This window comes from Pseudomonas sp. NBRC 111140 (assembly GCF_001320885.1).
In the GTDB taxonomy this organism is placed as follows: Bacteria; Pseudomonadota; Gammaproteobacteria; order Pseudomonadales; family Pseudomonadaceae; genus Aquipseudomonas; species Aquipseudomonas putida_P.
This window is the reverse complement of sequence record NZ_BCBQ01000008.1, coordinates 40,887-65,213: the sequence shown is the minus strand read 5'-3', so window position 1 is coordinate 65,213 and position 24,327 is coordinate 40,887. Positions and strand designations below refer to the sequence as shown.

Here is a 24,327-nt window from a genome sequence, read left to right as displayed (position 1 = left end):
GGTTGTTGCGTCTGTTTGCATGACATGGCGGTATCGGAATGTGACGGGACAAGTTCGTGCGCGCTTTTGTCGGGCAGGCTGTGATCGAGCTGCCGCGGCCAGCGTTGGTCAGATAAGTATCTATATTTTTTGCATATTAGCTTAGCTCTAAAATCAATTTCATTTATCTGGTTTTGCCCGTTACATTCAGCGTTCTCTTACCTGCAAGGAACTGCGGATGTCCATTCGATCTCGCCTGCTGCTGTTCGCAGCCGCTACGCTGCTGACCACCCAGGCTTTCGCCAGCGAACGCCTGACCCTGCGCATCGGCGACCAGAAAGGAAACATGCGTGCCCAGCTGGAGGCGGCCGATGCCTTGCGCGACTTGCCTTACGATATCCGTTGGGCCGAATTCCCCGCAGCCGCCCCCCTGGCCGAGGCACTGAACGCCGGGGCGATCGATGCCGGCATCATCGGTGACGCACCATTGCTGTTCGTGCTGGCCTCCGGGGCGCCGGTCAAGGCCATTGCCGTGGACAAGTCCGACCCCTACGGCACAGCGCTGCTGGTGCGCCCCGATGCAGCCTTGCAAAGCGCCGCCGAGCTCAAGGGCAAGCGCATCGCCACCGGCCGCGGCTCTATTGGCCATCACCTGGCGCTGAAGGCACTGGATCAGGTCGGCCTTAGCGAAAAAGACGTGGAGTTCCGCTTTCTCGGCCCGGTCGACGCCAAGATCGCCCTGGCCAACGGCTCGGTGGATGCCTGGTCAACCTGGGAGCCTTACACCGCTCTGGCCGAGCTGAGCGGCCAGGGCAGGGTGCTGGTCAACGGCCGTGGGCTGTCCAGCGGCAACAGTTTCCTGGCCGCTACCGACAAGGCGCTGGACGACCCGGCTCGGCACGCTGCACTGCAGGATTACCTGGCCCGCCTGGCGGGTGCCCAGGTGTGGGCCTACCAACACCTGGACAGCTACTCGAAAACCCTGGCGGCGATCATTGGTTTCCCGGAGGGCGCCGCGCGGCTGCAGTTTGAACGCCGTCAGTTGCACTGGCAGGTCATCGACGCCAAGACCATCAGTGAACAACAGGAAACCGCCGACTTCTACCACGCCCACGGCCTTATGAATCAGCGCCTGGACGTTGGCCCGACCTTCGCCACTGGCTTTACCGTGCCCGCCACTGACTCACTGGCCCAACATTGACCTGGAGACACCCCATGCTGCACCGCAAACGCCTGCGCCACCTGGCCCTGGGCCTGCTGCTCGGTGGCCTGCTGCCGTCGCTTGCCAGCGCCGAGCAGACTTTGCGCATCGGTTACCAGAAATCCTCCACCCTGCTGACCTTGCTCAAGGCACGCGGCACGCTGGAGCAGCGCCTGCAAGCCGAAGGCATTCGCGTCAGCTGGCATGAGTTCCCCAGTGGTTTGCCGTTGCTGGAGGCACTGAACCTGGGCAATGTCGACCTGTCGGCGGACGTGGCCGATACAGTGCCGGTGTTCACCCAGGCAGCCGGCGCCAAGCTCACCTATTTTGCCCGTGAGGCACCGTCCCCTTCGGCCCAGGCCATCCTGGTTCCGGCCGACTCGCCGCTCAGGACACTGGCCGATCTCAAGGGCAAGCGCGTGGCGGTGACCAAGGCGGCGGGTAGCCACTACCTGTTGATCCAGGCCCTGGCCAAGGCCGGCTTGAGTTTCAAGGACATCACCCCGGCGTACCTGATCCCTGCCGATGGCCGCGCGGCCTTCGAGAATGGCAAGGTTGATGCCTGGGTCACCTGGGACCCTTACGTGGCCAGTGCCCAGCGTCAGCAGAATGCACGCATTCTGGCCGATGGCAGCGAGCTGGCGAGTTACCAGCGTTACTATCTGGCCGGCAGCGACTACGCCACGGCGCACCCTGAAGTGCTTCAGCAGGTGTATCAGGCGCTGCGCGAGATCGGTACCTGGACCAAGGCCAACCCTGCCGCGGCGGCCCGGGTGCTGGGACCGTTGTGGGGCAACCTGGACAGCGCCACGGTGCAGCAGGCCAATGGCCGGCGCAGCTATGACGTGCAGCCGGTGCAACTGGACAACCTGGGTGAGCAGCAGCGTATTGCCGATGCCTTCTACCGTGAAGGGCTGCTGCCCAAACCGGTGGATGCGCGGGCGGTGACTGTGTTCGAGCCCCAGGCTGTTGACTGAGGATGGCTTTATAGCCTGCAGGCTATTTGAAGAACTGGCTCGGCGTGGTGCCGAACTGGCGCTTGAACATGCTGGCGAAGGCACTGGGGCTGTCATACCCCAGTGCGCCCGCCACATCGATGATCCGCTCGCCCAGGGCAATCCGTTCCAGCGCCTGCATCAGTCGCGCCTGTTGGCGCCACTGGCCGAAGGTCATGCCGGTTTCCTTGCGGAATAACCGTTGGATGGTCTTTTCGTCCACCCCCAGATACAGGCCCCAGTCGGCTACGGTGGCATTATCGTCGGGCCGTTCATGCAACGCCGAGCAGATCACCCGCAAGCGTTTGTCGCTGGGCTGCGACAGCTTCAGCGGCAAGGTGGGCAGTACGCAGATTTCGTCGAGGATCAGGCGCATCACCCGGGCTTCGCGCGAGTCCTCGGCAAACGGCGCGGTAAAGCCCACCGAGGCCTTGATCAGCTCACTGAGCAGCGGCGAAATGCTGATGGCCTTGCTCTGCAGGGGCAGGCCCGCCGCCGCGTCGGTGCGCACGAACACGCTGCGCATTTTCACATCACCGACACAGCGGATGGCGTGCACCTGGCCGCAAGGCATCCATACACCGCGGCTGGGCGGCACAGTCCAGCATTCGTTGCCGGACTCGACGATCATCAGGCCTTTGATGGCATAGATCAGTTGATGCTTGGCATGGTGATGGGGCTCGATGAACCAGTCGCTCGGGTAGTCCGTCGCGCGGCTACCCACTTCCCAGGTCCACCCATCGACCTCCACCAGCAATTCACGCTGCGGCTTTACCATCGTGTCCTCGTCTAGATGCAGCCTGGCAGCGCCACTTTAGCAGCAACGGCTGGGCCGGGCTTGTGAGCGGGTAGCCGGCAGCAGTGCGGTGGCCAGCCCCAGCAGCGGCAGGAAGGCGATGGCCTGGTACACCCACTCGATGCCATACCGGTCGGCCAGCTCGCCGAGGCCGGCGGCACCGATACCGCTGATGCCGAACATCAGCCCGAACATCACTCCCGAGACCATGCCGACCCGGCCTGGCACTGCCTCCTGGGCATACACCACCAGCGCTGCGAAAGCCGAGGACATCACCAGGCCGATGGCCACTGCCAGTACCGCTGTCCAGGCCAGGTTGGCATGGGGCAGGGCGAGTGCGAAGGGCGCCACGCCGAGGAACGAGACCCAGATCACTGCCTTGCGCCCGATACGGTCACCCACCGGGCCGCCGGCAAAGGTGCCCAGCGCCACGGCTGCGAGGAACACGAACAGGTACAGTTGGCTGTGTTGCACGCTCAGGCCGAAATGCTCGATGAGGTAGAAGGTGAAGAAGTTGGTGAACGAAGCGATGTAGACGAACTTGGCGAACATCAGCACGGCGATTACCACCACCGCGCGCCACATGGCGTTGCGCGACAACCCGGGCGCCTGCTGGCTGGCGAAGGTCTTGAGCCGGGCCTGGCCGTGACGCACGCTCCAGCCGGTCACCCGCAGCAGCACCATTACCGCCAGCGCGGCTGCGAGCATGAACCAGGCAATGGCTGGCTGGCCGTGCGGAATGACGACGGCGGCGGTGAGCAGCGGGCCGAGGGCCGAGCCGGTATTGCCGCCGACCTGAAAGGCGGATTGCGCGGTGCCGAAGCGCCCGCCGGAGGCCATCCTGGCCACCCTCGAGGCTTCGGGGTGGAAGGTCGCCGAGCCCACGCCGACCACGGCGGCCGCCACCAGCAGCATTTCATAGCTGCCGGCAAAGGCGAGCAGGGCGATGCCCACCAGTGTCACCAACATGCCGGCCGGCAGCAGGTAGGGTTGTGGGTGCTTGTCGGTGAACATGCCGACCCAAGGTTGCAGCAGCGAGGCGGTCACCTGGTAGATCAAGGCGATCCAGCCGATCTGGGCGAAGCTCAGCGCGAAATCGCTTTTCAGCATCGGGTAGATCGACGGCAGTACGGCCTGGATCAAGTCGTTGAGCAAGTGGGCGAATGCGGCGGCACCGACGATACGGACCGCGAAGCCCTGAGGCTGGTCGGCAGGCGTGGCGGTGGCCATGGAGGCGGTAGAGGTTGTCATGGGCAAGGTTCTTCTGTGGCAAGGGAGCAAGGCATTGCCGCCGCAGGTTAGCCAGTGCCTGGGTTGCCTGTCTCACGCCGAACAGGCAGCCACTGCCGCGTTTCGGGCATCCGTGCGGCATCCGTGCCCGTAAGGCCTTTTTACCGTTCGTGCCTTGCCATCCAGCGCAGCAACGCAGCGATCGGTACGCTGCGGTGAGCCTCGTGCCGGTAGGGCTCACCCTCGGCGGTATAGCGTTCGCGATAGCGGCTGAGGACCAGATTGCGGCCATCGGCAGACACCCGGGCCTCCAGTTCGTGCAGCAACAGCGGTTGCCGGGCGGCACCCTCCAGGCGCCGGAACAGCAGCATGGCGGCGTGGGCATCATTCATGGCCGGGTACCTGCGGGCACTTGGCTTGCCACGTACCAGGTTCGCCTGCCTTGCCTTGCGCCACCAGGTTACTGCGCTGTTGCGCGGTGTAATCGCGCATTGCCAGGTAGTAATCGGGCCAGGTGTGCAGCAAGTCGGTCACCGGTAGCGCGGCAGCGCGGCCGTCCACGACGTGCCCGGCAGTGGCCACGGTAGTGAGTGTATCGACTGTATCGCTGTGATCGCCGAACGGGTCCACCGCCATGCTCAAGACCGTGCCGGTGGCGTCACGCAGATTGTGCGAGCCCAGCAGCGGCAGCTCGACGATGGGGCCATTGCCGATGCCCCAAACGCCGAAGGTCTGGCCGAAGTCCGAGCGGTGTTGGCTCAGCCCCATCTTGCCGGACACATCGACCAACCCCGCCACACCGAGCGTGGTGTTGAAGATGAAGCGGGTAAGGCTGGTCATCGCCCGTTCGCCATTGCCTTGCAGCAGGTCGTTGGCGAACACCTTGGGCTCCCCGAAGTTACTGGCGAAGTTGTGCACGCCCTGCTGGGCAAAATCTGGCAGCGCAGTGTAGCCCCGGGCGACAGGGGTCAGCAGGTAGTCATCGACCGTGCGATTGAAGGCAAACACCACGCGGTTTGCGGGCTCCGCCGGGTCACTGACCTGATAGGCAACAGGGCCGCAGGCCATGCTGGCCGGGGCGCGCTGGCTGCAGCCTGCGGCCATGAGCAGCGACAATGCCAGCGCGGCAGAGCGCGCGGAGCGGGAGGTGGAGGATGAACGGGACATAGGTGCATTCCTGGCAAGAACTGGCGGCGATGCTGCCCGGTTTTTCTTGCCTGGGAATGTCTGGATTGTCTCTGCTCGGACACATTGTTACAGGGTTGAAATATATGACGGCCGCGTGGCGATGGCCGTAAAGTACCGCTTGGTTACTTTGTTTGCGGTGCTTTTTTGTGAGCCATTTGCTGATAGTCGACGATGATGTCGAGGTGCTCGACCTGTTACAGAAGTTTCTTCGCCAGCATGGCTACGAGGTAGATGTGGCCTGTGATGGCAATGCGCTCTGGCAGGCGCTTGAGCGGCGCGTGCCGGACCTGGTCATCCTCGATGTGATGTTGCCTGGTGACAGTGGCCTGGTGCTGTGCCAGCGGCTGCTGGCCGATTACAAGGTGGCGGTGATCATGCTGACCGCCATGGGTGAGCTGAGTGACCGGGTGGTGGGCCTGGAGCTGGGGGCGGACGACTACCTGACCAAACCGTTTGCCGCCCGTGAACTGCTGGCACGGGTGAGGGCAGTGCTGCGCAGGGCCGGCGAGGGGGCGGGAGGTGCAACCAGCCATGCCTCGGCCCTCGAATTTGCCGGCTGGCAACTGGATGTGGTGCGGCGCGAGCTGCGCTCGCCGGAAAACGTCATGATTCCCTTGTCCAACGGTGAATTCGAGCTGTTGCTGGTGTTTGCCGAACATCCGCGCCGGGTGCTCAGCCGCCAGCAGTTGCTGGACCTGGCCCGTGGCGAAGCCTACGACGCCTATGACCGCAGCGTTGACGTGCAAGTGAGCCGGTTGCGCCGCAAGCTTGAAACCGACAGCGGCAATGAGCCGTTGATCCGCACCCTGCGCAACGTCGGCTACCTGTTCACACCCGTGGTCGCCAGGCGATGAGCCTGTTCGCCCGGCTGCGCCAGGCTGTGCCGCAGCCAAGAATCACCATTGCCCGCTGGATTGCCCTGACCACCTTGACGGCGATGTTGTTCCTGCTGCTACTCAAGATGCTGTTCAGCCTGCTGCTGAGCGTGTGGGCGCAACCGCCACTGCTGGAGAGTGGCGTGATCGAGAAAGTAGCAGCGGTGACTCGCATCCTCGATGCCGCGCCCGCAGCGCAGCGCAGCAATATTGCCGGCGCGGCGGGCGACGGTTCTTACTCCGTGCGCTGGCTGCAACGCCATGACGAAGCGGGCGTCCCGGTGTTGGTCGATGCCGAGTTCCGCGAGGGCACGCCTATTCTGCGCGCCTTGCTCAAGCGGCCGGATGCCAGGGTTGAGGCATTCGAGCCTTCCGACATGCCGGAATACGCCCCTGAGCGTGGCTATGCCCTGATGGTCGAGTTGAGCGACAAGTCCTGGGTGCTGTTTCGCGCTACCAGCCGAAGTTGGGGCCTGGATGAACTGCCGCGCAACCTGATCATCCTCGGCTTGATGCTGGCGTCCAGTTTTGCCGTCGCGTTCTTGGCAACGCGCTTTCTGGCCAAACCCTTGGAGCGTTTTACCGAAGGGGCGCGCAGGTTTGGCAAGGACTTCAACGCCCCACCCATCCCGGTGGTCGGCCCGCACGACCTGCGCCAGGCCATTCTGGCGTTCAATGCCACCCAGGCGCAGCTCAGGCATTACCTCAACGACCGTACCCAGATGCTGGCGGCCATCTCTCACGACCTGCGTGCACCGCTGACGCGCATGCGTTTGCGTGCCGAGTTCATCGAGGATGCCCAACTGCAGGCCAAGTTGTTCAAGGACGTCGATGAAATGCAGGCAATGGTCGACGCCGCATTGGCGTTCTTCCGTGATGATGCTCGGCTGGAGCCCACCACGGCATTCGACCTAGGCGAACTGCTGTTGACCGTGGTGGATGATTTCAAGGATGCGGGCGTAGAAGTTGGCCTCAGCGGGCCACGCCGCTGCGTGTACACCGGCAGGCCGGTGGGTATCAAACGGGTGCTGGTCAACCTGATCGACAATGCCGCGAAGTACGGGTGCGAGCCAACGGTGATGTTGATGGTAACCGCCAGGCAGATAGAAATAACCGTGCAGGATCGCGGACCGGGCATCGCGCCCGAACTGCATGAGCAGGTATTCGCGCCGTTTTACCGGATCGAAGGCTCACGCAACCGCGACACTGGCGGTGTGGGGCTGGGCCTGCCCGCCGCACGGGCCATCGTGCTGGAGCAAGGCGGCAGCCTGACATTGAGCAACCGCCCCGATGGCGGTCTGCAAGCCAAGGTCACACTGCCGCTGGGGTGATCAGAGGCCCAGTTCGCTCAGTCCGGGGTGGTCATCCGGGCGCCGCCCCAAAGGCCAGTGGAACTTGCGCTCGGCTTCGCTGATGGGGTGCTCGTTGATGCTCGAATGGCGGTTGCACATCAGGCCGTCGTCGGCAAACTCCCAGTTTTCGTTGCCATACGCGCGGAACCACTGGCCGCTATCGTCGTGGTACTCGTAGGCATAGCGCACGGCAATGCGGTTGCCGGTGAATGCCCACAGTTCCTTGATCAGGCGGTATTCCAGTTCATGGTTCCACTTGCGGGTCAGAAACGCCTCGACCTCGGCACGGCCACGGGGGAACTCGACGCGATTACGCCAGACCGTGTCGGGGGTGTAGGCGAGCGCGACCTTGGCTGGGTCGCGGCCATTCCAGCCATCTTCGGCAAGGCGAACCTTTTCGATGGCACTTTCCTGGGTGAAGGGGGGAACGGGGGGGTGGGGCATCAGGGTAACTCCCAAGGGTTGAAGGGGCACGTAGGAGCGTAGTGGTTCAACGCCGTGGCGAGAATGCCTGGGCTGGGGACTTCATAATTTCGCCAGGTGCAACGGTGATGTAGGTGCACAGCTCTTTCCCGAAGCCATTGCATTGGCGTGATGGTTTGGGCTTGGCTAGGGTCTTTGGATTGACCCATGAGGCGTTGAACATGAACAGGACGTCATTTGCAGCGGTAGGGCTGCTGATCATGAGTCTGGCTGCAAACGCCGAGGATGGCGAGCGTGAAGGAGATTACTGGTACGTGCAGACCAGCGCCTACACCAAGCACTGGAGCCATGACCCGGATCACAACAACCACCAGGAGCTGGTCGGCATCGAACGAGTCTATACGGATGGTTTGCTGGGGGGCGCGGCAACGTTCAAGAACTCGTTCTACCAGCGTTCGTACTATGCCTACCTGGGCAAGGTCTGGGAAAACGACCGTTATCCCGTGTACGTGAAGTTGAGCGGGGGGCTGATAGAAGGCTACAAGGGTGAGTACGACGACAAGATCCCGTTGAACCATTTTGGTATTGCGCCGGTGATCATTCCGTCGTTTGGCGTGCACTGGGGGCCGCTGGGGGCGGAATTCGTGGTGCTGGGGGCAGCGGCGGGGATGGTCAATGTGGGGGTGCGCTTTTGACTGGCCAGCCACTGCCAGCAACTGGTCAGCGCAAAACCCACAGGGCGAGCACCCGCGTGGTGCTCCCCCCCGTGCTGTCGTCAGTCCCAGATCGGCGCCAGTCCGTCAGGGCTGACTTCGCGTCCATTACGCTCGAGGGTGGCGATTCGTGCCATGTCGTCGGCGTCCAGCTTCAGGTCGCGGGCTAGCAGGTTGCTGGCCAGGTTCTCACGCTTGGTCGACGATGGGATCACGGCGTAGCCCAGTTGCAGTGCCCAGGCGAGGGCTACTTGGGCGACGGTGGCTTTGTGCTTGGCGGCGATCTCGGCCAGGGCCGGGTCTTTCAGCACTTTGCCGTAGGCCAGGGTCATGTAAGAGGTCACGGTGATGCCCTGTTCCTTCAGGAACGCGGTCAGCTTTCTGTTCTGCAGGTATGGGCTGAGTTCGATCTGGTTGGTGGCGATTTCGCCTTTGCCGACTACTTCAATCGCCTGGCGGGTGAGTTCGATGTTGAAGTTGGAGACACCGATCTGGCGGGTCAGGCCTAGTTTCTTGGCGTCGGCCAAGGCCGTCATGTATTCGGTAAGTTCAACGCCGTTGCCCGGCGCTGGCCAGTGGATCAGCAGCAGGTCGACGTAGTCGGTGCGCAGTTTTTCCAGGCTTTCGCGCAGGCTGGGTATCAGCTTGTCGGCGGCGTAGTTGTCGACCCAGATCTTGGTGGTGATGAACAGCTCGCTGCGCGGTACACCGCTTTCGGCGATAGCCTGGCCAACATCGGCTTCGTTCTTGTAGATCTGTGCGGTGTCGATGACGCGGTAGCCCAGCGCCAGTGCCGATTTGACCGAATCGATGACGGCTTGGCCGGTCAGGCGGAAGGTACCGAGGCCGAATGAAGGAACGCTCATGGGGTTACTCCTGGAAAGTTGGGGAAGTTCGTGTGATGGCCAGTGTGCAGGTTTGGCAGGCAGTGAATAAGCGGCCGCTGCGTCAAAGTCATTTGATCGGGAGGCACGAATCGCCCGTCAAGCTGTGTCTCCATTACATAAGTATGGCCTGAACAGGTCGATAACTTGGTCAGCTACCGCTTTTATCAAGCGGACACACTGCCGATGGCTACTTCTGTAATACCTGCTGACTCCATCGATGCGCTGATTGCCAGCCGACTGCCAGGTTGGCTCAAAGGTGCTTCAGCCGAACACCTGGCTTTATTGCGTGTGGCGTTGCTGCGTCAACAAAAAGCCCAGGACGCCCTCAACGCCCGGCTGCAAGCCATCAGCCCCCTGGAAACCTTTGCCGAGTCGTTGCTTGCAAGCGCGCTCGCGGAGCACTCGATCACGCAGCTAGACCTGCGCTTGGCCCAGGTCACCCTGGTGACCCGGCGACTGAACCCGCCGATAGCGCCCTCCTTGCCACTGTATTGGTCGCAAATTGTCAGCACCCAGGTGCTTCTTTCAGCGGCGCTGCATAACTTTCACGAAAATGAAACGCAGCCTGGCTGGTTCGCTACAGGGTCACAGTTGGTCGATGCGAGTGGGCAGGTGCTACCGCTGAGCGTGAAGGCATTCGTCGAGCTCTGCCGACGGCTCGATATCGGGCGGCAGTATCAAAACCACTTGAAATTGCACCTTGAAGGCGAGGTGATCACCGAAGCCATGGAGGAGGCGTCAAGCGCCAACCTGGACGCTGCGGCCATCCTCGCCAGGACCAAGGGTGAGATCGACGAGCAGACGTATCAACGTATTGCTCGCATTGTGAACGCAGCACCTTTGTCGCCCGCCGACAATACTGTGTTGAAGTGCCATACCTTGAGGCTGCTGGGCAAGCAGGTCATTGGTGCACTTGTGATCGAAGTGCGTCAGCACGCTGAACTACTAGGGGTTATCGCGTGGTTTCCCGAGGACCCCTATGCCCCGGTGAGCGGGTATGCAACCTGGGAGCTGCTGTACACGGCGCTTGGCGTACGTTTGCGCAGCGAAGCGTATCGCAAGTACTTCCAGCGTTTTATCGCAGAGCGTGATCGGGTCGCCTTCCATACGGCCCTGAACTTGCAGCTCACGCAAGACGATACAGGTTCACCGCTTGAGCTGGATGGCCGCTGCTTTGTGGTCGAGGGGGGCGTGTTCGTCGCACTGCGCAAAGCCCGTCTCCACAAAATACTGGATGACGCTCGGGTTTTGGCGGTGTCGACAGAGGATGAGGATATCGCCGACCGCCACGCACGCTTACAAGGTTATCTGAACTTGGGGCTTAGCATTGCAGGCCTGGCCGCGCTGTTCGTGCCGGTGTTGGGTCAGGCCTTGCTTGGGCTGACGGCAGTGCAATTGGCGGACGAGGTGTACGAAGGCTACCAGGATTGGCAACTGGGCGACCGCAACGCCGCATTGGGGCACCTGTTCAACGTGGCCGAGACGGTGGCGCTGGGGGCGGTGACGGCCGCCGGCACGGCGGCACTCGGCAAGCTGGCCCAGCGAGTGGCACGCGTAGATGCCATGGTGCCGGTGAGTTTGGAGGATGGCCAGTTACGCTTGTGCGATCCAGCGCTGTCGGCGTATCAGCATGATGGCGTCAATTTGATCGTTGGGCAGGCGGCCACTGAAAATGGCCGAACGCTGAGGCGCCTGCACGATGCTACCTATGAGGTAAGCGAACACAGCGATGGCACATTGCGTATTCATCACCCCACGCGGCCGGGGGCCTATGTACCAGCTCTTGAACACAATGGTGCCGGAGGATGGGTGCATGAGTTTGAGCAGCCGCAGTGCTGGCAGGACGCCGCTTACATGGTGCGCCGCCTTGCCAGCCGCACGGCCCAAGTGTCCGACGAGGCGGCGTCTGTTGCGCTACAGGTCACCGGTTTCGATGCAGATTGCCTGCGCCGTTTGTTACTGGAAAATGCGCCACCCCCGGCACGCTTGCTCGACGCCCTTGAGCGTCAGCAATTGCACCATGATTACCCGGCATTACGGGGTGGTGCTTTCGAGGAATTGTTCAATGAGCGGCAGGTCAATCCGCAGGCAGCGGACCACCTATTGATGCGGAACTTCCCGAGCCTTTCCCACCGCTGCGCATGGGAAATCGTTGAAGGGGCAAATAGCGACGAACTGGAAAGCCTGACCAGCGCAGGGCGGGTACCGTTGGCTTTGGCGGAGCGGGCGCGCTGGGCGGTGCGCGACAGCCGGATAGACCGTGCCTGCGCAGGTTTGCGCCAGGCCTCTGCCGCAAATGACGACAGCGCAAGGCTCGCGCGGGGGCTGATCGATGCCATCGCACCCTGGCCGGCTGGGGTCGAGGTTGAACTGCCTACCGCTGACCAGGGTGGGTTATTGCAAGCGTTAATGCGGCAGCTGGACAGCCGCCAGCTACAACTGCTCGGCGGTAGCCAAATGACGGAAAGCGCGCTGGGCGAGCGGCTTGGGCGTGAAGCGCTTGCTGACCGTGAAGCGGCGGCCCGTTTGATTGGGCTGGCCCAGGTGGGGCAGGGTATACGCCCTCCTGTGCGTTTATACGATGGGCGTTTGGGCTATCCGCTCAGCGGCCACCTGTCGGGGACGCGCCAGGCACTAAAGCGCACGTTGAATCACGTGTACCCGCTAATGAGCAACGAACAATTGGAGGCGTATCTGCAAGACCTGGCTCAACGGGGGATTGACCCGTGGAACCATGTCAGCCAGCTGTTACGGGCCAAGTTTAGTCTCAAGCAGGCATTGCAAAGCTGGCGGAATGAAACGGGGCTGAACATTATTCGCCGGTTGCGTCGCATCAAGGTTGCCAGGCGCATTATGGCGAGTTGGCAGCGCATGAACCCTGGGGAGTTGACGGGTGATTATCACCTGACGATCGCGGGTGACAGAGTGGGTGACTTGCCGTCCTTGCCCGAGAACGTGGCTTTTGACCATATCACGCACCTGACCCTACGTGATATGCGGATGGCGGCCCTTGACGCGGGTTTCCTTGCTCGCTTTAGCAAGGTGCGTAACCTGGATTTGCGTGGCAACCAGCTTACACGCCTTCCTGCAGGTATCGAGCAACTGGCCGAATTGAGGAACCTACGCCTTGGTGGCAATCGGATCGTTCTTTCCAGCGACGATAATCTTCGCTTGAGCCAGCTTGTGGGGCTGCGCCGTCTGGAGCTCAACGGCAACCCTGTGGGCCTGCTGCCACCCTTGACATCATTCCCCTTGCTGCGCCGTTTGTCCTTGCGCAACACAGGGCTGGGCAACTTGCCAGCTGAATTGGCCAGGCACGGAAATCTGGAGTTGCTGGACATGCGTGGCAACCAGATCCAGACGTTGCCTGAAGCGCTGTCCATGTTGCCGCTACGTTTGCTAGGGGGGCTGGAGCTGCACGACAATCCACTCTCGGATGAAACCCTCCAACGCTTGCAATTGGCCAGGGCCGCAGCGGGGGCATCTGAGCGTAGGCAAGCGACTCACCTATCGATTGACGCCAGCGACGCAACCCCATGGTTGTCAGGGTTTACTGCGGCACAACGCGAAGTTCGATTGGCGCGTTGGAACCTGTTGCGCCAAGAGGACGGGGCGAGTGATCTGTTCCAATTTATCGCTGATTTGCAGGATTTGCGTGAATACCACGCACGCCCCCGTGACCTTCAAGCGCGCGTGTGGCATATCCTCGAAGCGTGCGAGCAGCACGCCGAAGTGCGTGCCAGCCTTTTCGAGCAAGCTAGCCGGCCGCGCAGTTGCAGTGACGAGTTGCTGCTGACGCTGAGCGAGCTGGAGGTTGGCGCGATGGCCTCCAGGGCTGCATCGGCCAGTAGTGGTTTGCAAAGGGAGCGGGCGCTGGTGATGCTGGGGCGTTCGTTGTCTCGTCTGGACAAGGTAAACGCGATAGCGGCACGGCATATCGCCCACTATTACTCGGACGATCCCGTCGAAGTTTACCTGGCCTATCGTGTCAAACTGGCTGAAAGCCTCGACCTCCCGGCGCAGCCTGAACATATGGCGTACGAGAGTGTAAGCGGGGTTAGCCATAAAGACCTGGAGTCGGCCCGCAGCGAGGTACTGCGGGAGGAGACGCCACAATCCTTGGCTCAAGCGCTTGCCGATCGATCCTTTTGGCAAGATTACTTAAGCAGTCACCAATCGGCGCGTTTCAGCCGCATGAACGAGCCGTTCCAGCAGCGGCTGGATACATTGCTCGAGCAATCGGAAGCGCTAAGCGATCATGACTACCTCATGCAAACCGAGCAGATCAGTGCAGAGCGTGAGGCAGCGCAACGCCAGCTTTTTCTTGAGTTGAGCCGCGAGGCCATTGAGCGCCAGGGCCTATGAACGAAACAGCCCGCTGAAAGGCGGGCTGTTCGCTGGGGCTGGACGATCAGCGGCGGCGGAACAGCGGCAGCGGCTCGTCAGTGGCGGCCTGGTAGGTCACCGAGAAGTCTTTCAGGCTTTGCAGCGCGTCTTCCGGGTCCTTGTCGGCACGGATGGCGAACGCATCGAAGCCGCAACGGGCCATGAAGAACAGCTGGTCACGCAGCACATCGCCGATGGCGCGCAGCTCGCCCTTGAACTTGTAGCGGTCACGCAGCAGGCGCGCATTGGAGTAGCTGCGCCCGTCGGTGAATGCCGGGAAGTTCAGGGCGATGACCTGGAAGTGCTGCACGTCTTCGCCGATCTCTTCCGCTTCCTGGTCGCTGTCCAGCCACACACCCAGCCCGCCATCGCGGGCCTTGAGCACGTGGGCATGGTCGCGCCACATCTGCAGCGGAACGATGTAGTCGTCGCAGTTGGTCAGCTCGTCAAAGGACGTTTCCTTGGGCAGCAGGTGCCAGGTTTCGTCGACGATCTGGTTGTTCTTAATGATTCGCTGCATAGACGCGTTCCTTGAAGGGGTCGATGCCAATACGCTGGTAGGTGTCGATGAAACGCTCTTCCTCGGTACGTTGTTCGACGTACACGGCGATCAGCTTCTCGATCACATCGGCCATGGCATCCTGGGCGAAGGACGGGCCGAGGATCTTGCCCAGGCTCGCGCCACGCGCGGCATTGCCGCCCAGCGACACCTGGTAGAACTCCTCACCCTTCTTGTCCACACCGAGGATGCCGATGTGGCCCACGTGGTGGTGGCCGCAGGCGTTCATGCAGCCGGAGATGTTCAGGTCGATTTCGCCGATGTCGAACAAGTAGTCCAGGTCGTCGAAGCGGCGCTGGATGGATTCGGCGATCGGGATCGACTTGGCGTTGGCCAGCGAGCAGTAGTCACCGCCTGGGCAGCAGATGATGTCGGTCAGCAGGCCGATGTTCGGGGTAGCGAAGCCGCCCTCGCGCAGCTCCAGCCACAGCGCGTGCAACTGGCGCTGCTCGACGTCGGCGAGGATGATGTTCTGCTCGTGCGAGGTACGCAGGAAGCCGAAGCTGTAGCGCTCGGCCAGGTCGGCCACGGCGTCCAGCTGCTTGTCGGTCAGGTCGCCAGGGGCAACGCCGGTGGGCTTGAGCGACAGGGTCACGGCCACATAGCCAGGGCGCTTGTGGGCGCGGGTGTTGCGCGAGCGCCAGCGGGCGAAACCTGGGTATTCGGCGTCCTGGGCGGCGTAGTCGACATTGTCGAGGGCCAGGTACTGCGGGTCGACGAAATGGCGCGACACACGCTGCACTTCATCTTCGGTCAAGGTGGTGCTGCCGCCACGCAGGTGGACCATTTCGGCCTCGACCTTTTCGGCGAACACTTCCGGCGTAAGGGCCTTGACCAGGATCTTGATCCGCGCCTTGTACTTGTTGTCACGGCGCCCGTAACGGTTGTACACGCGCAGGATGGCGTCCAGGTAGCTGATCAGGTCCTGCCACGGCAGGAACTCGTTGATGAACGAGCCCACCACTGGGGTACGGCCCAGGCCACCGCCGACCAGCACACGGAAGCCCAGCTCGCCGGCAGCGTTGCGCACAGGCTCCAGGCCGATGTCGTGCACTTCGATGGCGGCGCGGTCTTCCTGCGAGCCGTTGATGGCGATCTTGAACTTGCGCGGCAGGTAGGCGAATTCCGGGTGGAAGGTGGTCCACTGGCGGACGATTTCGCACCATGGGCGCGGGTCGATGATTTCGTCTGCGGCCACACCGGCGAACTGGTCGGTGGTGGTGTTACGCAGGCAGTTGCCGCTGGTCTGGATCGCGTGCATCTGCACGGTGGCCAGCTCGGCGAGGATGTCCGGGATGTCTTCCAGCGCCGGCCAGTTGTACTGCACGTTCTGGCGGGTGGAAATGTGGGCATAGCCCTTGTCGTAGTCGCGAGCGATCTTGGCCAGGGTGCGGACCTGGGTGGCGTTCAGCTGGCCGTACGGCACGGCGACACGCAGCATCGGCGCGAAACGTTGGATATAAAGGCCGTTCTGCAGGCGCAGAGGGCGGAATTCTTCTTCGCTCAGCTCACCGGCCAGGTAGCGGCGGGTCTGATCACGGAACTGCTTGACGCGGTCCTCGATGATCCGCTGATCGTACTCGTCGTATACGTACATAAAAGTCCTGTCTCAGGCATGCAGCTATTCGCGCGCACGGCCGCGCACTCCGGTACGGAGCCGGGGAACGATATCAGGTTGCAGTTATGCGCTAAAGTGATGTTTTTGCATATGAAAAGAACCAAATGGACTATGTGAGACTGACTGCCATTTGTGCGCTGAGCGTAGCCAGGCGTTTATAATCCGGCGTTTGCTTCGCAGAGATGTGACCCCATGCTCAAGGCCCTGTGCCAAAGCTTGTGTCTTGCCCTGCCACTGACGGCAAGTGCGCAGCCGGCTTCGGTGGTGTTCCTCAACCCTGGGCTGTCCACCGAGACGTTCTGGACCAGCTATACCCGCTTCATGCAGGCCGCCGCGGATGAGCTGGGCATGACCCTGCGGGTGGAGTACAGCGAGCGCCGCGCCGACCTGGCGCTGAGCCAGGCCCGGGCAATTCTGGGTGGGGCGCAGCGGCCGGACTACCTGGTGCTGGTCAACGAGCAGTACGTGGCACCGGAAATCCTGCGCCTGTCACGTGGCACGGGTGTGAAGCTGCTGTTGGTCAACAATGGCCTGACCGCCAGCCAGGTCCGCAGCATCGAGGCCCAGCCCGACAAGTACGCCGAGCCACTGGGGACCTTGATGAGTAACGACGAGCAGGCGGGCTTCCAAATGCTGCACCAGATGGTCGCACAGTTGCCTCGCGACAGCTTTCCGGTGGACCTGGTGGCCTTTGCCGGGGTCAAGACCACCCCGGCCTCGCAGTTGCGTGAGGAGGGCATGCGCCGTGCGCTGGCCGACTTCCCCCAGGTGCGCCTGCGTCAGGTGGTGTACGGCGGTTGGAACCGCCAGCGCGCCTATGAACAGGCCCAGCAGTTGCTGGAGCGCTACCCGGCCACCCGGCTGGTGTGGTCGGCCAATGACGAGATGGCCTTTGGTGCCATGCAGGCGTTCGAGGAAGCTGGACACACACCGGGGCGCGACGTGCTGTTCGGCGCCGTCAACAGTTCGCCCGAGGCCTTGCGGGCGCGTATCGATGGGCGCCTGAGCGTGCTGATGGGTGGGCATTTCACCCTGGGCGGTTGGGCGATGGTTATGCTGCACGATGACGCCCAAGGGCTGGCGTTGAACCGCGACGGGCTGCGCGAGCACAGTGCCCCGGTATTGCAGGCGATCGATCAGGCCAAAGCCAAGCGCTGGCTGAAACTGCTGGAACGGGACGATTACGGCGTCGATTTCCAGCGGTACAGCGCTGAAGGGCGGCCGCCGGGCTACCGCTACCCATTTCTTACGTCACCGGTCGAATATTGAAAGACCCTGCTTGAGTGAAGGGCATTGCTCGTCTTAACTGCTGGTGGTGAAGTGCATTCCCATAACCACTACAAGAGGCAATGCAATGGGAAACTCAACCAAGGTCCGCAAAGCTGACAGCAGCGTCGATGCCTGGGCGATCCTCTGCCTGATCGTTTTGGTGGTGGTCACTGCCGTGTATTGGGTCAGCCACCAGTAGACTTGTCTTCTAGACCGTGATGCAGCAAGCGCGCCTGCGGGGACGGAATCCCCGCAGGCGTTTTCACTTCTAACGGGTGGTAAGGTGCAGGGCCAGTTGCACCAGGCCGATCAATACCGCGATGAACACCAGGGTGAACAATGTCCCCAGCGCAATGAAATGGCTGGCCTTGCCGTGGGTGAAGTCGCGGGCGCGGTTCTTGCCGCTTTGCACGCCAAAGGCGGCGGCGAGGATGCTGTGCAGCATCTGCCAGAAGGTCGGGGGTTTGCCCTGGCTGGAATCGTCCATGTTGGCTCCTGGGAAATCAGAGGCAATCAGGGACAGTGTAGGCAATGAAAAAGGAACTGCCTGGACTGGCCTCTTCGCGGGCAAGCCCACTCCTACAAGTACTGCACACGTTTCAAAAACGGTGCGGCCCCTGTGGGAGCGGGCTTGCCCGCGAAGAGGCCAGCGCGGCCTTAGCTGTCGTACCCGAGGTTTGGCGCCAACCAGCGCTCGCTGACGCTCACATCCTGGCCTTTGCGCGCGCTGTAGCGCTCGATCTGGTCCTTGTCGACCTTGCCCACGGCAAAATACTGCGCCTGTGGGTGGGCGAAGTACCAGCCGCTGACCGCTGCCGCGGGGAACATTGCGAAGTGTTCGGTGAGGAACACGCCGCTTGGCCCGGTTTCACCAATGGCAGTGCCATCGAGCAAACGGAACAAGGTCTCCTTCTCGGTGTGGTCCGGGCAGGCCGGGTAGCCCGGGGCAGGCCGGATACCGCTGTACTGTTCCTTGATCAGCGCCTCGTTGTCCAGGTGCTCGTCGCGGGCATAACCCCAGTGCTCTTTACGTACCTGCTCGTGCAGCCACTCGGCACAGGCTTCGGCCAGGCGGTCGGCCAGGGCCTTGACCATGATCGAGCTGTAGTCGTCGCCCTTGTCCTGGTAGGCCTTGGCCACTTCCTCGGCACCGATGCCGGCGGTGGTGATGAAGCCACCCACATAGTCGGTGACGCCGCTGGCTTTTGGCGCGACGAAGTCGGCCAGCGACCAGTTGGGCTTGCCGTCCGGCTTGATGGTCTGCTGGCGCAGGTGGTGCAGGGTGGCCAGCGTCTGGCCGTCCTCGCCGTACACTTCGATGTCGTCATCGGCCACCTGGTTGGCCGGCCAGAAGCCGAACACCGCGCGGGCGCTGATCAGCTTCTCGTCGATCAGCTTGTCGAGCATCTCGCGGGCATCCTGGTAAAGCGCGGTGGCCGCCTCGCCGACCACTTCGTCGGTGAGGATACGCGGGAACTTGCCGGCCAGGTCCCAGGAAATGAAGAACGGGGTCCAGTCGATGTATTCAGCCAGGGTGCGCAAGTCGATGTTTTCCAGCACCTTGACGCCGGTGAAGGTGGGCTCTACCGGCTGGTAGCCGGCCCAGTCGTACTGCGGTTTGGCGGCGATGGCCTGGGTGTAGCTGAGGCGTTCGGTGCGGGCGCTGCGGTTGGCGGTGCGCTCGCGCACGTCCACGTATTCCAGGCGGGTTTTTTCGACGAAGCCCGGCTTGAGCTCTTTGGACAGCAGTTGGGTCGCCACGCCGACCGCGCGCGAGGCGTCGGTGACGTAGATGACCGCGTCGTTGCTGTACTTGGGCTCGATCTTCACCGCAGTGTGCGCCTTGGAGGTGGTGGCGCCGCCAATCATCAGCGGTAGCTCGAAGCCCTGGCGCTGCATTTCGCGGGCGACATGGACCATTTCGTCCAGCGACGGGGTGATCAGGCCAGACAAACCGATGATGTCGCACTTCTCGTCGCGAGCGGTTTGCAGAATCTTCTCGGCCGGCACCATCACGCCAAGGTCGACGATGTCGTAGCCGTTGCAGCCCAGCACCACGCCGACGATGTTCTTGCCGATGTCGTGCACGTCGCCTTTGACCGTGGCCATCAGAATCTTGCCCTTGGCTTCGGGCTTGTCGCCTTTTTCGGCCTCGATGAACGGGATCAGGTGCGCCACCGCCTGCTTCATCACGCGAGCTGACTTGACCACTTGGGGCAGGAACATCTTGCCTGCGCCGAACAGGTCGCCGACCACGTTCATGCCGCTCATCAGCGGGCCTTCGATGACCTCGATCGGGCGTGCGCATTGCTGGCGGCACTCTTCGGTGTCCTCGACGATGTGCGCGGTGATGCCCTTGACCAAGGCATGCTCCAGGCGTTTGTCGACCGGCAGCGAACGCCAGGCTTCGTTCTCGACTTCCTTGGTGGCGCCGCCGCCTTTGTAGTCGTCGGCGATGGCCAGCAGTGCATCGGTGCCTTCCGGCGTGCGGTTAAGCACCACGTCCTCGACTTTTTCGCGCAGCTCGGCCGGGATCTCGTCGTAGATCTCCAATTGGCCGGCGTTGACGATACCCATGGTCAGGCCGTTGCGGATGGCGTGGAACAAGAACACCGAGTGAATCGCCTCGCGCACCGGGTTGTTGCCGCGGAACGAGAACGACACGTTGGACACCCCGCCCGAGCTCAGCGCATGAGGCAGGTGGTCACGGATGTAGGCACAGGCCTCGATGAAGTCGACGGCATAGTTGTTGTGCTCTTCGATACCGGTGGCGACGGCGAAGATGTTCGGGTCGAAGATGATGTCTTCCTGCGGGAAGCCCACTTCGTTGACCAGGATGTCGTAGCTGCGCTTGCAGATTTCCTTCTTGCGCGCAGCGGTGTCGGCCTGGCCGACCTCGTCGAATGCCATCACCACCACGGCAGCGCCGTAGCGCTTGCACAGGCGTGCGTGGTGCTTGAACTGCTCGACACCTTCCTTCATGGAAATGGAGTTGACGATGCCCTTGCCCTGGATGCACTTGAGGCCCGCTTCGATCACGTCCCACTTGGAGGAGTCGATCATGATCGGTACGCGCGAGATATCCGGCTCGCCAGCGATCATGTTGAGGAAGCGGACCATGGCGGCCTGGGAATCGAGCATCCCTTCGTCCATGTTGATGTCGATCACCTGGGCGCCGGCTTCGACCTGCTGCAGGGCGACTTCCAGGGCTTCGGTGTAGTTCTCTTCTCGGATCAGCCGGGCGAACTTGGCGGAGCCGGTGATGTTGGTGCGCTCGCCCACGTTGACGAACAACGACTGGCGGTCGATGGTGAACGGTTCCAGGCCCGACAGGCGGCAGGCCTTGGCGATTTCCGGGATCTCGCGCGGCTTGTACTTGGCCACGGCTTCGGCGATGGCCTGGATGTGCCCCGGGGTGGTGCCGCAGCAACCGCCGATGATGTTGAGGAAGCCGCTGGCGGCGAATTCTTCGACGACTTCGGCCATCTCGGCCGGGGTTTCGTCGTATTCACCAAAGGCGTTGGGCAGGCCGGCGTTGGGGTGGGCGGATACATGGGTATCGGCTTTGGTCGACAGTTCTTCCAGGTACGGGCGCAGGTCCTTGGCGCCGAGGGCGCAGTTCAGGCCCACGGAAATCGGCTTGGCGTGGCGCACCGAGTTCCAGAATGCTTCGGTGGTCTGGCCCGAAAGGGTACGGCCGGAGGCGTCGGTGATGGTGCCGGAGATCATGATCGGCAGTTCGACGTTGTCGTCTTCGAACACTTGCTGCACGGCGAAGATCGCCGCCTTGGCGTTGAGGGTGTCGAAGATGGTTTCGATCAGGATCAGGTCGGCGCCGCCCTCGATCAGGCCACGGGTGGCCTCGATGTAGTTTTCTACCAGTTCGTCGAAGGTGACGTTGCGGTAGCCGGGGTCGTTGACGTCCGGGGAAATCGAGCAGGTGCGGCTGGTGGGGCCAAGCACGCCGGCGACGAAGCGCGGCTTGTTTGGCGTCTCCAGGGTCTTGGCATCGGCCACCTGGCGCGCGATGCGCGCACCTTCTACGTTCAGCTCGTAAACCAGCGACTCCATGCCGTAGTCGGCCTGGGAAATCTGCGTGGCGTTGAAGGTGTTGGTTTCGAGAATATCGGCGCCGGCATCCAGGTAGGCTTTCTCGATGGCGGCGATCACGTCCGGGCGGCTGAGCAGCAGCAGGTCGTTGTTACCTTTGACATCGCTTGGCCAATCGGCGAAACGCGTGCCACGATAGTCGTGTTCCTCGAGACGGTAGCTTTGGATCATAGTACCCATGCCGCCGTCGAGGATCAGGATGCGCTCTTTGAGGGCGTTCTGGAGTGCTTGGAGACGAGCGCTGCGGTCGGACATAGGAACTACCTGGTCGGGCAAATATCAAAAGGTGCGGAATCATAACAAACCTGCGCGGTTTTTAGGCGCATCGCCCATTTGCATGAAAAGTGCTCATGTTGGGCGGGTGTCGGTAACGCAGAGCACCCAAGGACGACCAGGCAACAAATCGTGATGGCTTTCAAGAACCAGGACTTTCCGCACATGGTGCATCGTATCCTTGCCGGCGCCTTCGCCCTGCTCATCAGCGGCGCGGTGTTCGGGCAAGCCCCCCAGTCGAGCCCGGCTATTTCCTACACCCGGGACATTCAACCGATCTTCACCGAGAAGTGCGTGGCCTGCCACGCCTGCAACGACGCCGCTTGCCAGCTGAAGCTGGAAAGCCCCGAAGGCGCGGTGCGCGGGGCCAGCAAGGTGCCGGTGTACCAAGGCGAGCGCAGCAAGGCGGTGCCCCCCACCCGGCTGTTCTATGACGCCCACAGCGAAGAGCAATGGCGCAAGAAGGGCTTCTACTCGGTGCTCGACAACCAGGGCAGCCAGGCCGCGCTGATGGCGCGCATGCTGGAGCTGGGTCACAAGACCCCGCTCACGCCCAACGCCAAGCTGCCCGAGGAGATCGTCCTGGGCCTGAGCCGCAACAACATGTGCCCGTTGCCCCATGAGTTCGACGCCTATGCCGGCGCCCACCCCAAGGAGGGCATGCCGCTGGCGGTAACCGGGCTGACCGACAAGGAATACGACACCATGCGCCGATGGCTGGCGGCCGGTGCGCCAGTGGAGTACCAGCCGATCCAGCCGAGCGCTGCCGAAGCCAGGCAGATCAGCGATTGGGAAGAACTGCTCAACCGCCCCGGTTCCACCGAGGCGCTGGTTGGCCGCTGGCTATACGAGCACCTGTTCCTGGCGCACATCTATTTCGTTGGCGGCGAGCAGGGCCACTTCTTCCAGTGGGTGCGCTCGCGCACGCCAAGTGGCAAGCCCGTCGACATCATTGCGACCCGTCGCCCCAACGACCCGCCGGGCACCGACTTCTACTACCGGCTGATCCCGGTACAGGGCGTGATCGTGCACAAAACGCACATCACCTACCCGATGGGGCCGCAGAAGCTCAAGCGGGTGAAGCAGTTGTTCTACGCCGGTGACTGGCATGCCGCCGCGCTGCCAGGCTACGGCCCGCGCCACCGGGCCAACCCGTTCGAAACCTTCGAGGCGATCCCGGCGGTGGCGCGCTACCAGTTCATGCTGGATAACGCCGAATACTTCGTGCGCACCTTCATCCGTGGCCCGGTGTGCCGCGGGCAGATTGCCACCGACGTGATCCGCGACAATTTCTGGGCGTTGTTCCAAGAGCCGGCCTTCGATCGCTACATCACCGATGCCAAGTACCGGGGCGAGGCTACGCCATTGCTGGCCATGCCGGGGCAGATCGATGATGTGGGCAGTGTGCTGAGCCTGTGGCACGCCTACCGCGACAAGCGCAACGAGTACGAGAAACTGCGCCGTGAAGCCTATGCCGACATGCCAGCACCCGGTTGGTCGACCTTGTGGGCCGGTAACGACAACGCGTTGCTGAGCATCTTCCGCCACTTCGACAGCGCCTCGGTGACCAAGGGCCTGATCGGTGATGTGCCGCTGACCGTGTGGCTGTTCGACTACCCGTTGTTCGAGCGCACTTATTATCAGTTGGCGGTCAACTTCGATGTGTACGGCAACGTTTCTCACCAGTTGCAGACACGCCTGTACTTCGACCTGATCCGCAACGGCGCCGAGGTCAACTTCCTGCGCCTGATGCCTGCCGACCAGCGCAAGGCGATCCTCGGCGACTGGTACCAGAACAGCGGCAAGGTGAAGATGTGGATGGATTACGAGGACATCGACACCGATACCCCGAGCGGTATCAAGCTTGACGCGCACAACCCCAAACGTGACTTTGGCCTGAAGCTGCTGCAGCGCACCGGCAGCCTGAATGCCGCGCCGGACCCGATCAACCGCTGCCAGGGTGCGTTCTGCTCGCGGGCGCAGGTGAGCGAGGAGTTCCGCAATGCCGAGCAGTCGCTCAGCCGCCTGGTGTCGCGCCCGGCTGCCGGGCTGAAGGTGATCAACCAGTTGCCCGAGGCGACCATGTTGCGCATCGAAGGGCAGGGCGGGCAGCGCCAGGTTTACAGCCTGCTGCGCAACCGCGCGCATAGCAATGTGGCGTTCCTGTTGGGCGAGGCGTACCGCTACCAGCCAGGGCTGGACACGCTGACCCTGTACCCTGGGGTGCTCAGCAGCTACCCGAACTTCATCTTCAATATCCCGACCAAGGATGTGCCGGAGTTCGTCGAGGATATGGAATATGCAAAAGATGATGCGGCGAAGTTCGAGCGCATTGTCATGCGCTGGGGCGTGCGCCGCAGTCACCCCGAGTTCTGGCGCTATTTCCATGACTTGAACAGCTTCATCAAGGAGACCGAACCGGTCGAAGCCGGGGTACTGGACATGAACCGCTATGAGAACCTCTGATCGGGTC

18 protein-coding genes are annotated in these 24,327 nt (G+C 62.3%); 8 read left to right on the top strand and 10 right to left on the bottom strand.

Going from position 1 to position 24,327, the window contains the following annotated elements; translation table 11 throughout:
* Nucleotides 1-223: 223 nt before the first annotated feature.
* A complete protein-coding gene (locus tag APH42_RS04555; protein ID WP_370739332.1) occupies nucleotides 224-1,180 on the top strand; it encodes an ABC transporter substrate-binding protein in 957 nt (318 codons plus the stop codon).
* Between the two features lie 14 nt (nucleotides 1,181-1,194).
* On the top strand, nucleotides 1,195-2,157 hold the full coding sequence (locus APH42_RS04550) for an aliphatic sulfonate ABC transporter substrate-binding protein (protein WP_012271622.1): 963 nt from the start codon (nucleotides 1,195-1,197) through the stop codon (nucleotides 2,155-2,157).
* 22 nt (nucleotides 2,158-2,179) lie between these two features.
* On the opposite strand, the gene APH42_RS04545 is transcribed toward APH42_RS04550, so the two are convergent.
* The 4 genes from APH42_RS04545 to APH42_RS04530 all read right to left on the bottom strand — a co-directional run bounded on the left by APH42_RS04545 (nucleotide 2,180) and on the right by APH42_RS04530 (nucleotide 5,368).
* Nucleotides 2,180-2,953 carry a helix-turn-helix domain-containing protein gene (locus tag APH42_RS04545; protein ID WP_012271623.1) on the bottom strand — a complete coding sequence of 258 codons (774 nt, stop codon included), beginning with the start codon at nucleotides 2,951-2,953 and terminating at the stop codon, nucleotides 2,180-2,182.
* Nucleotides 2,954-2,989: 36 nt separating this feature from the next.
* On the bottom strand, nucleotides 2,990-4,222 hold the full coding sequence (locus APH42_RS04540) for an MFS transporter (RefSeq protein WP_012271624.1): 1,233 nt from the start codon (nucleotides 4,220-4,222) through the stop codon (nucleotides 2,990-2,992).
* A 140-nt stretch (nucleotides 4,223-4,362) separates the two neighbouring features.
* Entirely contained in the window at nucleotides 4,363-4,593 is a 231-nt protein-coding gene (locus APH42_RS04535) for a hypothetical protein (protein ID WP_012271625.1), read from the bottom strand.
* Nucleotides 4,586-5,368, bottom strand: coding sequence for a VacJ family lipoprotein (locus APH42_RS04530; protein ID WP_012271626.1), 783 nt, complete (start codon nucleotides 5,366-5,368; stop codon nucleotides 4,586-4,588). The genes APH42_RS04535 and APH42_RS04530 overlap by 8 nt, the downstream gene beginning before the upstream one ends.
* Nucleotides 5,369-5,535: 167 nt before the next feature.
* On the opposite strand from APH42_RS04530, the gene APH42_RS04525 reads away from it, so the two are divergent.
* Both APH42_RS04525 and APH42_RS04520 read left to right on the top strand, forming a co-directional pair.
* Entirely contained in the window at nucleotides 5,536-6,243 is a 708-nt protein-coding gene (locus APH42_RS04525) for a response regulator (RefSeq protein ID WP_041166455.1), read from the top strand.
* Complete coding sequence (locus APH42_RS04520; RefSeq protein WP_060492831.1) at nucleotides 6,240-7,595, top strand: ATP-binding protein; 1,356 nt, start codon at nucleotides 6,240-6,242, stop codon at nucleotides 7,593-7,595. Before APH42_RS04525 ends, APH42_RS04520 begins: the two co-directional genes overlap by 4 nt.
* On the opposite strand, the gene APH42_RS04515 is transcribed toward APH42_RS04520, so the two are convergent.
* Nucleotides 7,596-8,060 (bottom strand): nuclear transport factor 2 family protein, encoded by a 465-nt coding sequence (locus APH42_RS04515; RefSeq protein ID WP_060492830.1) that lies wholly within the window; start codon nucleotides 8,058-8,060, stop codon nucleotides 7,596-7,598. It abuts the gene before it with no gap.
* A gap of 200 nt (nucleotides 8,061-8,260) precedes the next feature.
* Between APH42_RS04515 and APH42_RS04510 the strand changes: the two genes are divergently transcribed.
* On the top strand, nucleotides 8,261-8,734 hold the full coding sequence (locus APH42_RS04510) for a hypothetical protein (protein ID WP_060492829.1): 474 nt from the start codon (nucleotides 8,261-8,263) through the stop codon (nucleotides 8,732-8,734).
* A gap of 80 nt (nucleotides 8,735-8,814) precedes the next feature.
* Here APH42_RS04510 and dkgB read toward each other — a convergent pair whose 3' ends face one another.
* Nucleotides 8,815-9,618 (bottom strand): 2,5-didehydrogluconate reductase DkgB, encoded by an 804-nt coding sequence (dkgB, locus tag APH42_RS04505; RefSeq protein WP_060492828.1) that lies wholly within the window; start codon nucleotides 9,616-9,618, stop codon nucleotides 8,815-8,817.
* Nucleotides 9,619-9,822: 204 nt separating this feature from the next.
* On the opposite strand from dkgB, the gene APH42_RS04500 reads away from it, so the two are divergent.
* A complete protein-coding gene (locus tag APH42_RS04500; protein ID WP_060492845.1) occupies nucleotides 9,823-14,004 on the top strand; it encodes an NEL-type E3 ubiquitin ligase domain-containing protein in 4,182 nt (1,393 codons plus the stop codon).
* Nucleotides 14,005-14,050: 46 nt separating this feature from the next.
* Here the strand turns inward: APH42_RS04500 and APH42_RS04495 are convergent, their stop codons facing one another.
* Nucleotides 14,051-14,545, bottom strand: coding sequence for a DUF934 domain-containing protein (locus APH42_RS04495; protein ID WP_012271633.1), 495 nt, complete (start codon nucleotides 14,543-14,545; stop codon nucleotides 14,051-14,053).
* The gene (locus APH42_RS04490; protein ID WP_012271634.1) at nucleotides 14,529-16,181 is read right to left on the bottom strand and encodes a nitrite/sulfite reductase; all 1,653 of its coding nucleotides are present in this window, start codon (nucleotides 16,179-16,181) and stop codon (nucleotides 14,529-14,531) included. The genes APH42_RS04495 and APH42_RS04490 overlap by 17 nt, the downstream gene beginning before the upstream one ends.
* Before the next feature lie 213 nt (nucleotides 16,182-16,394).
* Between APH42_RS04490 and APH42_RS04485 the strand changes: the two genes are divergently transcribed.
* A complete protein-coding gene (locus tag APH42_RS04485) occupies nucleotides 16,395-17,471 on the top strand; it encodes an ABC transporter substrate-binding protein (protein WP_060492827.1) in 1,077 nt (358 codons plus the stop codon).
* 268 nt (nucleotides 17,472-17,739) lie between these two features.
* Here the strand turns inward: APH42_RS04485 and APH42_RS04480 are convergent, their stop codons facing one another.
* On the bottom strand, nucleotides 17,740-17,958 hold the full coding sequence (locus APH42_RS04480; RefSeq protein ID WP_060492826.1) for a DUF2970 domain-containing protein: 219 nt from the start codon (nucleotides 17,956-17,958) through the stop codon (nucleotides 17,740-17,742).
* A 170-nt stretch (nucleotides 17,959-18,128) separates the two neighbouring features.
* Nucleotides 18,129-21,836, bottom strand: a complete 3,708-nt coding sequence (gene metH / locus APH42_RS04475) for a methionine synthase (protein ID WP_060492825.1) — start codon at nucleotides 21,834-21,836, stop codon at nucleotides 18,129-18,131.
* Nucleotides 21,837-22,019: 183 nt separating this feature from the next.
* Here metH and APH42_RS04470 point away from each other — a divergent pair, with 183 nt between their 5' ends.
* Nucleotides 22,020-24,320: a fatty acid cis/trans isomerase gene (locus APH42_RS04470; RefSeq protein WP_012271638.1), complete on the top strand. Its 2,301-nt coding sequence runs from the start codon at nucleotides 22,020-22,022 to the stop codon at nucleotides 24,318-24,320.
* Nucleotides 24,321-24,327: the final 7 nt, after the last annotated feature.